9 protein-coding genes and 2 pseudogenes are annotated in these 15,408 nt (G+C 66.2%); 5 read left to right on the forward strand and 6 right to left on the reverse strand.

Annotated features, from left to right (window positions below; genetic code table 11):
- Positions 1–25 precede the first annotated feature (25 nt).
- On the forward strand, positions 26–520 hold the full coding sequence (locus tag ACZ7HT_RS06345; protein WP_471160530.1) for a DUF6221 family protein: 495 nt from the start codon (positions 26–28) through the stop codon (positions 518–520).
- Between the two features lie 511 nt (positions 521–1,031).
- Here the strand turns inward: ACZ7HT_RS06345 and ACZ7HT_RS06350 are convergent.
- A pseudogene (locus tag ACZ7HT_RS06350) lies at positions 1,032–2,097 on the reverse strand (IS630 family transposase).
- A 4,757-nt stretch (positions 2,098–6,854) separates the two neighbouring features.
- Between ACZ7HT_RS06350 and ACZ7HT_RS06355 the strand changes: the two are divergent.
- Together ACZ7HT_RS06355 and ligA are read left to right on the forward strand one after the other, a co-directional pair.
- A pseudogene (locus tag ACZ7HT_RS06355) lies at positions 6,855–8,122 on the forward strand (IS701 family transposase).
- 166 nt (positions 8,123–8,288) lie between these two features.
- Positions 8,289–9,827 carry an NAD-dependent DNA ligase LigA gene (ligA, locus tag ACZ7HT_RS06360; protein WP_471160532.1) on the forward strand — a complete coding sequence of 513 codons (1,539 nt, stop codon included), beginning with the start codon at positions 8,289–8,291 and terminating at the stop codon, positions 9,825–9,827.
- Here ligA and ACZ7HT_RS06365 read toward each other — a convergent pair.
- Positions 9,815–10,240 (reverse strand): nuclear transport factor 2 family protein, encoded by a 426-nt coding sequence (locus tag ACZ7HT_RS06365; protein WP_471160534.1) that lies wholly within the window; start codon positions 10,238–10,240, stop codon positions 9,815–9,817. The two genes, ligA and ACZ7HT_RS06365, sit on opposite strands and share 13 nt — an antisense overlap.
- An 88-nt stretch (positions 10,241–10,328) precedes the next feature.
- On the reverse strand, positions 10,329–11,024 hold the full coding sequence (locus ACZ7HT_RS06370; protein ID WP_471160537.1) for a type 1 glutamine amidotransferase domain-containing protein: 696 nt from the start codon (positions 11,022–11,024) through the stop codon (positions 10,329–10,331).
- Between the two features lie 174 nt (positions 11,025–11,198).
- Between ACZ7HT_RS06370 and ACZ7HT_RS06375 the strand changes: the two genes are divergently transcribed.
- Positions 11,199–11,729 carry a GNAT family N-acetyltransferase gene (locus tag ACZ7HT_RS06375; protein WP_471160539.1) on the forward strand — a complete coding sequence of 177 codons (531 nt, stop codon included), beginning with the start codon at positions 11,199–11,201 and terminating at the stop codon, positions 11,727–11,729.
- Between the two features lie 50 nt (positions 11,730–11,779).
- Here ACZ7HT_RS06375 and ACZ7HT_RS06380 read toward each other — a convergent pair whose 3' ends face one another.
- The 3 genes from ACZ7HT_RS06380 to ACZ7HT_RS06390 all read right to left on the reverse strand — a co-directional run bounded on the left by ACZ7HT_RS06380 (position 11,780) and on the right by ACZ7HT_RS06390 (position 14,598).
- Positions 11,780–11,989, reverse strand: a complete 210-nt coding sequence (locus tag ACZ7HT_RS06380; RefSeq protein ID WP_471161105.1) for a ferredoxin — start codon at positions 11,987–11,989, stop codon at positions 11,780–11,782.
- A gap of 38 nt (positions 11,990–12,027) precedes the next feature.
- Entirely contained in the window at positions 12,028–13,218 is a 1,191-nt protein-coding gene (locus tag ACZ7HT_RS06385; protein WP_471160542.1) for a cytochrome P450, read from the reverse strand.
- Positions 13,219–13,362: 144 nt separating this feature from the next.
- Positions 13,363–14,598, reverse strand: a complete 1,236-nt coding sequence (locus ACZ7HT_RS06390; RefSeq protein ID WP_471161108.1) for a sensor histidine kinase — start codon at positions 14,596–14,598, stop codon at positions 13,363–13,365.
- A gap of 235 nt (positions 14,599–14,833) precedes the next feature.
- Here ACZ7HT_RS06390 and ACZ7HT_RS06395 point away from each other — a divergent pair, with 235 nt between their 5' ends.
- Positions 14,834–15,388: a GlcG/HbpS family heme-binding protein gene (locus tag ACZ7HT_RS06395; RefSeq protein WP_471161111.1), complete on the forward strand. Its 555-nt coding sequence runs from the start codon at positions 14,834–14,836 to the stop codon at positions 15,386–15,388.
- The last annotated feature ends 20 nt before the right edge of the window (positions 15,389–15,408 follow it).

Below are 15,408 nucleotides of genomic sequence, written 5' to 3' on the forward strand. Positions count from 1 at the left end.
AGCTAAGGGGCGTCTCGGTATCCCCGTGACCGGCATATCCGAGATCCCCCAGGAGGAGCCCGTCACCGCCACGCAGGATGGCGGGCTCCACCCGGTTGTGGTGGATGATGGCCCATCAGCGCTTGCCGATAGGGGGACAACAGCGATGAGACGAGACGACTTCCCGGTCATGATGGAGTTCCTCCGGGCCCGTCTGCGTGAGGACGAAACTGCTGCTCGGGCAGTGAAGCCCGGCAAGGACGAGGGTACGGCGAGGTTGCGGGCCCGGGTCCTCGCTGACGTGGCCGCGAAGCGTCGGCTCATGCACTGGGTGGAGGAGTATCCGCGGAGGGCAGAGGCCAGGGGCGCCGCTTTCCTGGAGACGGCGGTCGCCAGACTTTCGCTGGGCCTTCGTAGCCCGGTGATCTACGAACTCGTTGAGGCGTATGCCGACCATCCTGACTTCCACCGCGAGTGGTTGCCGATCGAGGACGAGCGGGAGCATCTGGACGAGGAGGGCGAGTCCGGAGTGCGCGTGTAGGCCAGCGGTGATGCTGCCGCAGCCGGTCAGGCGGAGGGCGATGATGGAAGCTGAGGTCCGCTGAGTCACGCTCCTGGCCGCGTGGCTGGAAGCCGATAGAAGTCCGAGCGCTGCCTGGTCAGATGCCACCGAACAAGACCCCTCACCGCCCTTTGGTCGGCGTTCCAGGCACCGAGCCGGTGACTGCTGTGCCCGGCTGTGTCCACGACCTCATTGAGGGCTGCTTGCACTGGATGGTCAGGACCTGTGAACACCAGGGCGCCCCCGTCCTCGCCACTTGCAACCAACATGGGAGCCCGCCTGCGGACGACGGCACTTCAGATGCCTGCTGGGCCGCGATGTCATACCAACCCAGTGGACTGTCGACCGTGCATTGCCCGGAGACGCCACGATCGTCCAGTGCCTGCTGCACGATGATTGCGGGAGCGCCGGCAGGTTGAGTATCGCTGAATGCCAGTGTCTCGGCACCGTTTCTCCTACTGAGGTTGAACTCGTGGTGTCGTGCCGTTGCTCAGGTGGGCCTGATGGTCAGGCCGGTCTCTGCGAGGCAGCCGTCTATGAGGTCGCTGCGGTACTGGATGTGCCGTAGGCCTCGTCGGATGCGCTGGACGAGGTGTTCGGGGGTGAAGAAGGCGACGTTGGAGAGCCAGCCGCGCCGCAGCAGTGACCAGATTCCTTCGACGGGGTTGAGGTCGGGTGCGTAGGGCGGCAGGTAGTAGATGATCAGCCAGTCCCGGGCCTCGGCGAACCTCCGCAGGTCGGCGGCTTTGTGGACGTTGAGGTTGTCCCAGACGAGCACGATCAGGCCGCCGAGCTGCTGGTGGGCGGCGATCAGCAGGTCCCGGTAGTCACGCCAGGAAAAGCTCTTGCGTCCGTCGCGCCGGCCGTCGTCCCGGCGAGGACGGTAGATCAGCCGGGACCTGTGGCCGGGTTTGTAGCAGGTCAGCGCGGCGATGGACACCCGTCTGCGGGAACGACCCCGCACCCGGACCACCGGGGTCCGGCCGCGCCGGGACCAGGTCTTGGCCTGCGGCGGCGTCATGGAGAATCCGGCTTCGTCCTCGAAGACGAGCCAGGCTCCACAGGCCGCCGCGAGTCTTCCGCGCAGGGCCACACCTCCTTGACCCACCCGGCCACCGCGTCGTCATCCCGCCCGATCGCCCGTCGGGCCGGGACCTGGCAGGACCAGCCGTTGCGTACCAGCAGTCTCCGCACGCCTGGATGGTGTAGGTCAGATGGAAGCGCCGGCCGATAACCGTCTTGATCCGCGCGAGCGTCCGGCGTTGATCCTCCCAGCCGTGCGCGGCCGGCCCCTTGGCCAGCTCCGCCTCCAGCTGGGCGAACTGCCTCTCGCTCAGCCTCGGCAGCGACGCCGACCCCTGTGACCGCAGAGCCCGCGGGCCGCCCTCGTCCCACATCTGCCGCCATCGCTGCACGGAGCGGACGCTGACCCGCAGGCCCTTGGCGATCACCGAGCTCGCCTCGCCCTGGGCGAACCTCTCGGCCGCCTTCAGCCGTAACTCCTCGCGGAACTGCTGCCGTTCGACGGTCAGCCCGCCCCCTTGTGGATACCGCATGCCACAGGTGATGCCGCAGCGAGGGAGGAGACGTCAGCCCCTACGACACCACGAGTTCAACCTCAGTACCTGCGAAGCTAGTGCTGTGACCGCATAGGTTCACCGGGTTGCTCGTTGTGCTGGTTGGAAGCGATGTCGCGTCCAACCAGCAGGGGAGGCGGCGGGATGGCACCACCGGTCAGGGTCCGGAAGCTGACGGAGCAGGAGGGGCAGAAGCTTCAGCAGATCGTTCGTCGGGGTAGTACGAGCAGGTCCGCGCCCTCCGACGACTCCCAGCTGTCGACGGTGTTGCGGTTCGGCCGCCGCCGGGAGCGGAACCCGTCAGAACTCGCATTTGCTGGACGGACTGCCCGCCATCACGGCATCATTTCCAAGTCAGCCACAGAGGGGAAAGAGCATTATGGGCGCGGAAATCTTGGGTATTCATGGCATCGGCCAGCAAAGGCAGAGCCCGAAGACCTTGCAAGAGAGCTGGAAAGTCGCAGCCCGACAAGGCATCATCGCGTCAAACGGAAGCGCTCAGCTCCGGAGCATGGAAGTCGCCTATTATGCGATGCTATTCCGAAAGGGTAATGGTCGGCTAGGGCATCAAGAAGGCGCGATGGATGCCGACACACCACTCTCGGTCGGCGAGCAAAGATTCCTCGATGAAATCCTTGAGGATAATCTAATTTCCGACACGGACGTTCGGGACGTTCAAGCTCAGACGCTGGGTCTAATTGCGGTTCCGAGTGGAGTTGCACGCTTCCTGGTGGCGACTGATCGAAAGTTTGGACGCGGCGCAGGGAAGCGTCTCCTATATTTCCTTCGGCAGGTCTACCGTTACCTTACGGATGAAGATCTTTCGAGTGCCATTCGACAGAAAGTCGCGGAGTCCGCCTCTACTGTCACGAACGTAATCTTGGGCCACTCCTTGGGGAGCGTAGTGCTATACGACATGCTCCTTCGAGGAGACTTTGCCGTGAAAGGGGGCGACTCGAAAGGGCTAACTATCGTCACTTTTGGATCTCCACTGGCCTGGCCAACTGTTAGGCGAATGCTTGGACACGGTTCACATATCCAGGACGTCGGTTGCGAATGGAGAAATGTTTTCGACCCCAAGGATGCCATCACTGGGGGGATGGCATTGAATGGACCTCGCACGGTGAACATTAGCGTCGCGAATGGGTTGCGCGACCCTCATGCTGCCGTGAACTATTTGCGACAATCGGCTATCGGGGACCTACTTCTCTGATCTGGCATAGGAGAAATGGTGTGAGCTCGAATCGTCGGAGACTCGTGACGATTGCGGTGACTGAGTACGACTACGAGAGCGAGGAGTTTGGAGAGTCCATCCGGAAACAGGTCTCTTCTGTGCAGAACTGGTTCGCCCATGATGCAATATCACACGAGGAAAGGTTTATTCCTACTGCACCAGACGTACTCGAGACCGTTCGTGACGTCACAGACTTCGCACATAAAGAGAAGCTATTCGAGTGCGAACAAGAGGATATCCTGGTTGTGTATATAACCGGACACGGTGTGCGATCAAACGCGAACCGTCACTTCCTCCTGCTACCTCAGTCCGACGACTCCAAGCTCATGTCAACGGCATTCCCCACCGCTGATCTAGTGGGGGCCATTCTGGACTCTGAAGCACAGCACGTACTCGTTCTTGTCGATTCATGCTATGCAGGCTCATTGGACGCTGAACTGGCGAGTCGACTCCAAGATCTTTCGTCTGATCGTTTCGGAATGGACACCTTGGTTGTTGTCACCAGTGGGGACTTCACTGAGCAACCACGGGTTGGTGAGTTCACTGAGGTACTCGACCTTGCTGTCCAGAAAATTTGTGATGAAACCAAAGGTTTCGCGGGATCCACTATCTCGTACCAAGATTGGGAGGCCGTGCTACGCGAGGTTGCCATGGAGAGGCGCGACCTAATTCCGGTACGGTGGGTGTGGCCTCGCAGCCGCAATGATGATCCCAGCCCATGTCTGCCTAACCCAAGGTACTGGATCGAGGACAAATCACTATTTGATGCGCCTGAGGCCGAATCGATTACCTCTACTAGCCCTCCCACTCCGTCCAACTACTGGATAACGCGAGCTTCAGGAACGTCATCAGAGAGTGATCTGGCCTGGCATTTCACAGGTCGACACAAGATTGTTGGGGAAATCGAGGAGTTTCTCAGTTCGGGAGAAGGTGTATGCCTTGTAACCGGAGAAGCTGGGTCGGGCAAGTCGGCAATTATCGGACACCTGGTAGTGCACGGAAATGCTCGAGTCCGGAAGGACTTGCCCCAAGAGGTTCTGAATATCCTGGAAGTAGACTCTTCTCCCTGTGTAGATATTGCAGTGCTAGCGAGAAACAAGCCCACTGCTTCCATCGAGGAAGAGATTCGAACCGAACTACTGAGTATCAGCGGAGGGACGGCGAATAACACCTCGTTGGGTGAGGAAATTGAGTCCGCCAGATCCACCCTTGGCCGGCCTGTGGCTATCGCTATCGATGGTGTTGATGAGGCCACTGATCCTGAGTCTCTAATCGGTGACCTATTGCACCCGATTGTTCGTGATGGGAGTCGACCCAGGACTGAAGTTAGAGTGCTTCTCGGTGTGCGCAGCCCAAGGAACGCGACGCCCGCTAGGGGGGTGACGAGAAGAGATCTCTTGATCGACGAGATAGTGAGGGTAATGAATACCCAACTCCAAGATACGGAAACGAACGGACCGACCGACGATTCTGCCCCGTCATCTGAGATAGAAATCACCCCCATCATCGTCCTGCGGACCGACGAAGATGGGAGCCGCGCGGAAATTGCAGACTACGCCCATTCTTTGCTGATCGACAGAAGCCATCCAGAATCCCCGTATCAGATGGCACCTGATGCAGCACTTAAGGTCGCCGAGGCAATTTCTCGCCGAACGGCGCCATCATTTCTCAATGCTCGCCTTTCCGCAGACAGGGCGCGCAGCCGATCGACCGTGCAAGATGTAGAAGATCCTGAGTGGATTAAATCACTGCAGGATGGTACTGTCGCGCTTCTCCATTCGGATGTTGAAGAGGTGGCAGAGAATTCCGGAATCGAGTCAGGTGATTTGCTTGCGGCCCTGCAGGCCACGGCGTATTCATGCGGACCTGGGTTGCCCTGGTCGGATGTGTGGCCTGCAGTTTTCAACTCCATCCGTGAAAACGTGACGCTAGAAGCAGACGAAGCGATCAAAGAAATTCGATCCAGTCGCCTAAATGGCTATCTCGCCACAGACATTTCAGACAATAGGGTTGTCTACCGCCCTAGCCATGAACGCATCGCGGAGAATCTTAGAAGCCTCGCGGTCGGCGAGAGTCGAGTGGTCAGAGAATCCGATCTGCAAGTCCACGAGACGTCTATTCATGCGAAGATCACTGCCGCACTGTCAAATATCGCGAGATCCACTCTCCCATATCCCCCTCACCCGTACATCAGGCGCTATCTGGTGCAGCATGCCGCTTCGGGTGGGGTTCTGGACGATCGTCACGTACCTCTCGCGTTTCTCGAATGGGAGACAAGTCGAAGGGTCGGGAGTCTACTGCATTTCCCTATTGAGGGAAATGTGAACTTGCGTGCATGGGCTCGGATTGAACGTCATTTGACTGGTGTGGAACTAGCCTCGCAGCGAGCCAGTCACGCATTCCACTTGACCGCATTGGGGGGGACCCCACCCCCTCTGGCGGGATGGCTTCACCCGCAATGGTCCCAGTGGGAAGTCGAGAGCGTAAGCGCCGGGACTGCCAGTACTCGAGGGCGATATGCATCTTCATATGACAGCTTCGCATTTGTGGCAGCAGGAAATGTAGTTGAGGTACGGTCCTTGAGTACTGGCACGATTGCAGGTTCCGTGCCCGCTGGGCGTGTCACAGAGATGTGCGTAACCGGTCGATCTGGGCGCCCTGTAATCGCTACCTCTTCCGCCGGCTACCTGGGCAGTCCGCATAGAAGTATCCGATTTTGGGATCCTTTCAGTAAGCAGGAGTTGGGGCGGATCGGGGTGGGTCGAGTCCGTCAAATGGCAGGCTTGGTGGGTGAGTCTCCCGCGGTGGTAGGCATTAGCCGAGACTGTGGCGAAGAGGTTGTGGCCTGGGACGTTGAGACCCGAGAAGTGCTATTTCAGATTAATGGCGTCAGGGCTGGCTCATATTGCATCATGGATGGCTCGAAAAGTCCCTCGGATGTTCAAATTCTCGTTGCGGACACACCGCATAAGAATTCGATGATTCATGCCTGGAGCGCGCGGACTGGTGAGGTTGAAGGCTCATTCCGTGTCGGCCCCGTGGGAACGATGATGCCTGTGAAGAATAGTGACGGGCGGTCTCTGGTTGCGACGGAAGCGAGTCCATACGGAAAAAGCGGCATTAATATCTGGGATGCTGAATCTGGCGTCCAGATTCGCTCGATTGACGTTGGGCCTATGCGTTCAATGTGTACAGTCCCTTCAGGGCACGGTCGCGAGTTTCTTGTGACTGTCGGCTGGGATCACGTTGTGCGCCTAATCGACCTATGGTCTGGTCAGGAACTTGAAGAGGTAGTTGCGAGTTCTCCAGTAGCGGCAGTTGTGCCAGTGCAGGCTGGGGAGAACGCTTCTCCAGCGGTCTTCCTCTCAGGCCCTGCCGGCTCTGCTCTTATTTCTATGGGGCGCGCCGGCGTCAGTGCGGGAAAGGGAATGGGCTAGTAGGGCTTGGTCAGGTTCAGTCGTTGGTGGCGTGTCAGGATGATCGGTTGTTCCGTTGATCGGGTGTGATGCCTGAGGAGTTGGCTGCGGTCCGGTGTGATCTGGAGGATTTCGCGGCGGAGATGTTCGAGCCGTTCGCGAGGGCGGATCAGCGCAGGTGGGGGTCGGTCTACCTGCGCGGGCTGCTGACGGACGGCGGACGCAAGTCCGTTGAGCCGATGGCCGCCCGGCTCGGGGAGGACGGGAACCGGCAGGCCCTGGCGCACACTTCATCACCTCCAGCCCGTGGGACCCGGCCCACGTGCGGGCCCGCCTCGCGTGGAAGATGCAGGCGGCGATCAAGCCGACCGCGCTGATCATCGACGACACCGGGTTCCTCAAAGACGGCGATGCCTCGGCGTGTGTGACCCGGCAGTACACCGGCACCGCGGGCAAGGTCACCAACTGCCAGGCAGGGGTCTCGCTCCACCTGGCCGGCGATCACGCCTCGGCGGCGGTCAACTGGCGGCTGTTCCTCCCGGGGACCTGGGACCCTGCCTCACCGAAGGCCGATCCCGTGAAGACGGCCCGCCGCGCGAAGTGCGGCATTCCCGAGGGCCTGGGCCATGTCGAGAAGTGGCAGCTGGCCTTGGACATGATCGACGAGACGCGGTCGTGGGGCCTGGACGTCCCCCTCGCGATCGCCGACGGCGGATACGGGGACACCGCTGCCTTCCGCCTCGGCCTGGAGGAACGCGGGCTGCACTACGTGATGGGCGTCTCCACCACCGTGACCGCCCAGCCCGGGGACGCGGCGCTCTGTATTCCGCATTACAGCGGCACCGGACGCAGACCGGTGGCCAGGTATCCCGAACCGGCCCGGAGCGTGAAGAACCTGGTCATCGAGGCCGGGAATCGGGCGGCCAGGCCGGTGCAGTGGCGCGAGGGTTCCCGCCCCGGAACGGGCCACAGCGGCTTCAAGCGGATGTACTCACGATTCGCTGCCCTGCGGATCCGGCCCGCCGGCCGCGAGGTCCGCAAAGCCGTCGACGGGCCGGAACTGCCCGCGTGCTGGCTGCTGGCCGAATGGCCTGCCGACCAGGCCGAGCCGGTCCAGTTCTTGTTCTCCAACCTGCCCGCGGACACCCCGCTGACCACACTCGTGCGGCTGGCGAAGCTCCGCTGGCGCATCGAACACGACTACCGCGAGATGAAGCAGGCCCTGGGACTTGCCCACTTCGAGGGCCGCACCTGGGCCGGCTGGCACCACCACGTCACCCTCGTCTCCGCCGCCCACGCCTTCTGCACCCTCCAGCGACTGGCCAGAGCCCCAAAAGAAACGGCGCCGGCCTGAGCCTCTACCGCATCGTCCGCGAGATACAGACCCTCCTCGCCACCTGGGCCGGCGCCTGCCCCACCTGTCACCGCGACATACCCACCCTCGCACCGACCTGACCAAGCCCTACTAGGTGAGTGGGGCAGCGGTGCGAGCTGGAAAGTCTTGTACTCGTCCATGTCTCGTGACACATACTGAACGTGAAGAACACAAGCAGTTCGAGGCCGCCAACGAGATACGGATCGCGCACGGCGGCGACGTCTTCGCCAATCCGCGCAACGGCGCCGCCGGTACGCTGCGGGCGAAGGACCGGCCCTACCGACTGGCCATGACCTTCTGGGCGTACGGGGCCGTCGACCTCGACGGGCAGTCCTTCCTGCCCGCCGGGGCCGGGCACGCCGAGACCCTCGCCGCGGTGGCGGAGGCGGGCGTGCGGACCACCGCGGAGACCCCGGCCGGACTCCATGTGGCCGCCACCCTCGCCGAGGCCCAGGAGAGGGTCGACGCGATCGCCGCGATGCGCGCGAGCCTGCCGTTCGGCATCGACGGCGTCGTCATCAAGGCGGACAGCGCCGCCGAACAGGCGACGGCGGGCTTCGGCAGCCGCTTCCCGTACTGGGCGATCGCCTACAAGCTTCCGGCCGTCGAGCGCCAGACCGTCCTCGAGGACGTGTTCTGGGACGTGGGCCGTACGGGTGTGCTCGCCCCGACCGCCGTGCTCACGGCCGTGGAACTGGACGGGTCCACCGTCACCCGCGCCACCCTCCACAACCCGGCCGACATCCTGCGGCGCGACCTCCACATCGGCGACACCGTGACGGTCTACAAGGCCGGCGACATCATCCCGCGCGTCCAGGCCGCCGTCGTCGAACTCCGCCCGGAGGGTGCCCTTCCGGTGCCGCTGCCCGAGGAGTGCCCCCACTGCGGAGGGGAGATCGACAAGAGCCAGGAGCGGTGGCGCTGCGCGAAGGGCACCGCCTGTGCGCTCGCGCCGCTGATCGAGTACGTCGCCGGGCGCGACATCCTCGACATCGACGGTCTCGGCAGGAAGTACGTCGACGCGCTGATCGCCGTCGGTGCCGTCGGCGACGTCGCCGATCTGTTCACCCTCACCGAGGAGCAGCTCACCGCCGCCTCCGGGAGCGCCAAGCGCGGCGCGAAGCTGGCCGAGCAGATCCGGCTGGCCAGGTCCCGCCCCCTCAGCCGCGTCTTCTGCGCGCTCGGCGTGCCGGGCACCGGACGCAGCATGTCCCGGCGGATCGCCGCCCACTTCGGCACGATGGACGCCATCAGGGCGGCCGACGCCGCCGCCCTGCAGGAGGTCGACGGCATCGGCCCGGAGAAGGCGCCGGTCATCGTGGAGCAGGTCGCCGCGCTCGCCCCGGTGATCGACAAGCTGATCGCGGCGGGCGTGGCCATGACCGAGCCGCGCCAGGAGAAGGCCGAGGCCGCGGTGGACGGGCCGCTCGGCGGGAAGACCGTCGTCGTGACGGGGAAGATGACCGGCCCGCTGGACGGCTGGGGGCGCTCCGAGATGGGCGCGCTCATCGAGAAGGCCGGCGGGCGCGCGGGCAGCGGTGTCAACTCCCGGACCACGTACCTGGTCGCGGCGCCTTCCGCGAACGGCAAGCCCAGCTCGAAGGCCGTCAAGGCCCAGGAGCTGGGTGTCGAGGTCCTCACCCCGGAGGCCTTCGCCGCACTGGTCGCCGCCTACCTGGACTGAGCCGGAGGCTCGCCGGCCGGGGCGGTGCCGGCCGCCTCGGCCGCGATGCGGTCGAACTGCGCCCCCATCGCCTCGGCCAGCGCGTGTGCGGCGGACAGCGGCCGGACCATGACCATGAAGTCGTCGATGAGGCCCTGCTCGTTCAGGTGGAGGAAGTCGCAGCCGGTGATGGCGCGGTCGCCGACCCGGGCCTCGAAGACGAGGGCGTGGTCGCGGCCGTCCTCGCCGGTGATCTCCCTGACGTACCGGAAGTCGGTGAAGACGCGGGAGACTCCGCGCAGGATGGCCGCGGTGATCGCCTTGCCCGGGTAGGGCTTGAAGGCCACGGGGCTGGTGAAGACGACGTCCTCGGCGAGGAGCGCCTCGATCGCCGCGTGGTCGTTCGCCTCGACGGCCTGACGGAAGGACTTCATAATCATCTCCGCAGCTAGTCAATTAGTTGATTAGGTGAGGAGGAGGCTAGTGAGGCGACCCGGGCCCTGTCCAGGCCCTCGGCGGGCCTCAGGCCAGCTTCTTCAGCAGCTCCGCGGCGAGCGGGGCGGAAGCGGCCGGGTTCTGGCCGGTGACCAGGTTGCCGTCGACGACCACGTGCGGCGCCCAGGGCTCGCCCACCTGGACGTCCACGCCCGCCTCGACGAGCCGGGTCTCCAGGAGCCACTTCGCCTTGCCGCCGAGACCCGCCTGCATCTCCTCGGCGTTGGTGAAGGCGGCGACCTTGCGGCCGGCGAAGGCGTTCGAGCCGTCGGCGTCGGTGGCGGCGAGAAGCGCGGCCGAGCCGTGGCAGACGACGGCCAGGGGCTTGCCCGAGCGCAGGGTGTCGGCCAGCAGCCTGCCGGAGACGGCGTTCACGGCGAGGTCCTCCATGGGGCCGTGGCCGCCGGGGTAGTAGACGGCGTCGTATTCGGCCGGACGGGCGTCCTCCAGCTTGATCGGGTTCTTGATCTCGCTGATCGAAGCGAGCGCCGCGGCGGCCTTGTCGGCGCCGTCCTGGCCGCCGTTGAACTCCGGGGAGAGGCTGCCCGCGTCGACGGTCGGGACGACGCCACCCGGCGTGGCGACGACGATCTCGTGCCCGGCGGCCTTGAGCGCCTCGTACGGCGCGATGAACTCCTCGGCCCAGAAACCGGTCGGGTGCTTGGTGCCGTCGGCCAGCGTCCAGTAGTCGGCACCGGTCAGCACGAAAAGAATCTTCGACATGGGGAAACTCCAGGGGTGGCGGGCCCGACCGGGCCCGGAGAAGGTGACGTCCTCGACAGTAGGACGACGACCTATAGGTATCCAATGAAGATCCCAATGCCACCTATAGACATCCCAATGGCCCGACGGGGAATACGAGCGCGCGGCGGCAGCACTCGGCGGCAGAATCGACGCATGCGTGAAGTGGGGCTGTCCGACGGGGTCATCCGGCTGTCGCCGCTGTGCCTGGACGATGTGGAGGCGCATCTCGCGGGGGAGGACGAAGCGCTGGTGCGCTGGCTCAACGGCGGCCCCGGTACGCGCGAGGGCGTGGAGGCGTACGTCCGGCACTGCCGGGAACAGTGTGACGCCGCCGGGCCGTTGCGCGCCTTCGGCATCCGGGTGGGCGCGGTCGAGGCGCTCGCGGGGACTGTCGACCTGCGGTGGGCGGGGGAGGGCTTGGAGCCCGGTCAGGTGAACGTGGCCTACGGCCTCTATCCGTCCTGGAGGGGCCGCGGCCTGGCCACCCGGGCGGTCCTTCTGGCGTGCGGGTACGCCGCAGGGGAGGGCGCAGGGCAGGCGGTGATCCAGGTCGATCCGGAGAACCCCGCGTCCGCCGCCGTCGCACGTCGAGCCGGGTTCGTCCCCGGCGAGCCGCAGCACAGCAGCCCTGACGCGACGTTCGACCGGTACGTCCGGGACTTGCACGATGCTGCTGTGCACTGAGGCCCCCTGAGAGGCCGCTCGGAGCGAGCGGCCTCTCAGGAGGTCGTTCGTCAGGCGCGCGATTCCTCGGTGGCCTCATGGAGGGTGATCGCCTGTACGGGGCAGGCTCTGGCCGCCTCGCGGACCAGCGTCCCGGTGCCGTCCTCCCGGCCCGGGACGACCGTCCCGAACCCGTCGTCGTCCTGCGTGAAGACGTCCGGGGACGTCAGGGCGCACTGCCCCGCGCCGATGCAGACGGACGAGTCGATCGATACGCGCATCGGCACCGCTTCCTTCGCCATGTTCCGCACCGCTCCTCTCACCAGGTGACGGGGAGTTCGAGCATCCCCTGGATCGTGTCGCCCGGTTTGAACGGGATCTCCTCGGCCGGGACGGCCAGCCGAAGCCCCGGCAGGCGGCGCAGGAGCGTCCCGAGCGCGATCTCCAGCTCCGCGCGGGCCAGGTTCTGCCCGAGGCACTGGTGGATGCCGAATCCGAACGCCACGTGGTGGCGGGCGGACCGCGCCCAGTCGAGTGCGTCCGGGTCGCTGTAGGCGGCGGCGTCCCTGTTGATGACCGAGGTCGAGAAGACCACCCCTTCGCCCGCCCGGATCACCGTCCCGTCGACATCGATGTCCTCCCGGGCGACCCGGAGCAGTCCGTCGGCGATCGACAGGAACCGCAGCAACTCCTCGACGGCGGCGGGTACGAGCGTCGGATCCGCCCGCAGCTCCGCAAGGCGCTCCGGGTGCCGCAGCAGGGTGTACGTCCCCAGGGAGATCATGTTCGCCGTGGTCTCGTGCCCGGCCACCAGCAGGATCGTGGCGAGCTGGACGAGTTCCTGGCGATCGGGACCGCCGTCCGAGGACCCGCGTGCCACCAGGTCGTCCAGGACGCCGTCGCCGGGCTCCAGCCGCTTGCGGTCGATCAGGTCGCCGAGGTAGTCCTCGAGGCGGGCCAGCGCCTCCTCGGTGTCCGCGCCCGTCGGGCCGCGCAGCAGCCGCCGCGACTCCTCCTCGAAGAAGTCGTGGTCCTCGTACGGCACACCGAGCAGGTCGCAGATGACGATCGACGGCACCGGCAGCGCGAACGCGCTCACCAGCTCGGCCGGCGGCCCCTGCGCCACCATCGCGTCGAGGAGCCGGTCCACGGTCTCCTGGATGCGGGGCCGCAGGGTCTCGGCGCGTTTGAGGGTGAAGCTGGGGATCAGCAGCCGCCGCTGGGCGTTGTGCTCCGGGTCGTCCCAGCCGAGCAGCGCCGCGCGCCGGCGCCTTCGTACGGCCGTGGCGCGTTCCGTAGGCATCGGGAAGTCGTCACGGGTGGAGTCGGTGGACAGCCGCTGATCCGCGAGGAGCGCGCGGGCGGCCGCGTGTCCGGTGACGAGCCACACCGGCCTTCCGTCCCACAGGGTGACCCGCGACAGCGGGCGCTCCTCCTCGGTGCGGGGATAGGCGGCGGGCGGGTGGTAGGGGCAGGTCCGGCTCTGGGGGAACGCCACGGTTTTCGTCACGGGGGCCTCGCTGGGGGCGTGTCGGTGCCAGGGACTGTGGTGCCGTCTCCACTACATGCCTCAGGCACCTATCTGGTCTACGCACAGTTCGGCCATTCCACCGGAACGGGCGCGGACCATATGGGGAACGAGCGGCGCCCGCCGTCAGGGCCGGGGCGACAGGGGGATGACGGCGGTCAGCACCGTCCCCTCGCCCGGCGACGATTCGATCGTGAGCGCGCCCCCGAGCTGCCGGACACGCGCGCGCATCGCGGGCAGCCCGTGGCCGCGCTCGGCCTGTTCGCGCGAGAGCGCCGGGTCGAAGCCGCGGCCGTCGTCGGCGATGTCCAGGACGACCTGGTCGTCCAGATGGCTGAGGGTCACGGCCGCCGTGCCCGCGTCGGCGTGCTCGCGGACGTTGGCCAGCGCGCCCTGGGCGATGCGCAGCAGCGCCGCCTGTACGCGGTCGGGCAGGGCGGCGGCGGGCGTGCCGTCCTCGTGGAAGCGGACCCGGAGGGTGGCGGAGGACTCCCGCTCGGCGAGGGTGCGCAGCGCGTCGGCGAGACCGCCGCCCCCGGCGAGGTCGGCGGGGGCGAGGTCGTGCACGAAGCGCCGTGCCTCGGCCAGATTGTGCTCGGCGATGGATTCGGCCGTACGGATGTGGCGGCGGGCCGCGACCGGGTCGGTGTCCCAGAGCCGGTCGGCGGCCTGGAGCAGCATCTGCTGGCTGGACAGGCCCTGCGCGAGGGTGTCGTGGATCTCCATGGAGAGCCGCTGGCGCTCGGCCAGGGTGCCCTCCCGGCGCTCGATCGCGGCCAGTTCCCGACGGGTGCGGACGAGGTCCAGGATGACCGCCCGCAGCCGGTCGGCCTGCCGCTGGGAGTAGAGGAAGACGGCGGTGGCGACGGCCGCGCCGGCGAACGGCGCGAACATCAGGTTCGGGTCGAAGCCGAAACGCAGCCGCAGCTTCAGCTGGGCGGCCACCACGCCCAGGGTGATCAGGCCGACGAGGACGATCGCGGACCGGGTGCGTACGGAGCGCAGGCTGGTGTACAGGAGCGGCACCACGCACCAGCCGAAGCTGGGCGCGAGGACCACGAGGGTGAACCACACCCCGATGACGGCCGCCAGCCAGAGCCTTGAGGCGGTACTGGGCGGCGCCCCGCGTCCGTCGGCCTGCGGCGGGCCGAGGACCGGACCGAGCACGTACAGCAGGGCGAGCACGAGGGCGAGGATGATCACCCAGGGGGTCGTACGGGCGCCGGGATGGACGATCAGGTAGCGGGTCAGCGACGAGCAGAGCAGGACGAAGAACGCCACGTGCATCACGGTCGCGAGCCAGCCGGAGTCCGGGTCGGCGGCCTCCGCGTCGACCGCATCCGTGTCGATGGGCGACCGCATGTCCGTCCGCACCGTCCGCTCCTCGCCGCCTGCCGTTCCCACGAGCCCAGGCTATCCGGATGGGCTCATTCCGCATCGACCGATCGGTTGACCCCCGTGTCGTCCGCCGGGTGCGCCGACCGGAGCCCGTAGGCCGACCGGACGGGGCCGTGACCGGCACCAGGATGGATGTCAGAGCGGGAACGCCGAGCTTCCCGAGCCCCTGAGGGGGTCGATGTCCAAGGAGCTGATGATCGTGAAGAAGATGACCCTGCGCACCCGTGTCCTGACCGGTACCGTCGCCGCCGGCGCGCTCGCCGCGGGCCTGTTCGGCACCGTCTCCGCGAACGCCGCCGCCCCGGCCGCCGCTCCCGCCGCCGTCATGGCCGACGCGGTGAACAAGAACACGACGGAGTCGACGCATCTGACGATCGAGGCCGCGACGAAGGCCGCGCAGGCGACCCTCGACGCCGCCGAGCAGGAGAACCAGCGCGTGTCGGTCGCGGTCGTCGACCGCAACGGCAACACGATCGTCACCCTGCGCGGTGACGGCGCGGGCCCGCAGTCCTACGAGTCGGCCGTGAAGAAGGCGTACACCGCCGTCTCCTGGAACGCCCCGACCTCCGTCCTCGCGGGCCGTCTCGCCAACGCGCCGACCCTGAAGGACATCCCCGGCACCCTCTTCCTCGCCGGTGGCGCCCCCGTCACCGCCAAGGGCGCCCCGATCGCGGGCATCGGCGTCGCCGGCGCCCCGTCGGGCGACCTGGACGAGAAGTTCGCGCAGGCCGGCGTCGCCTCCCTCGCGAAGTAACACCCCCGCAGACCCCGGCG

Source organism: Streptomyces sp. NPDC037410, assembly GCF_055602235.1.

Bases quoted from the DNA above. Each gene is read 5' to 3' on its own strand.
- ACZ7HT_RS06365 (WP_471160534.1), bottom strand. From the start codon at position 10,240: ATGAAGTCCTTCCGTCAGGCCGTCGAGGCGAACGACCACGCGGCGATC.
- ACZ7HT_RS06380 (WP_471161105.1), bottom strand. From the start codon at position 11,989: ATGCGCGTATCGATCGACTCGTCCGTCTGCATCGGCGCGGGGCAGTGC.
- ACZ7HT_RS06375 (WP_471160539.1), top strand. From the start codon at position 11,199: ATGCGTGAAGTGGGGCTGTCCGACGGGGTCATCCGGCTGTCGCCGCTG.
- ACZ7HT_RS06370 (WP_471160537.1), bottom strand. From the start codon at position 11,024: ATGTCGAAGATTCTTTTCGTGCTGACCGGTGCCGACTACTGGACGCTG.
- ACZ7HT_RS06390 (WP_471161108.1), bottom strand. From the start codon at position 14,598: ATGCGGTCGCCCATCGACACGGATGCGGTCGACGCGGAGGCCGCCGAC.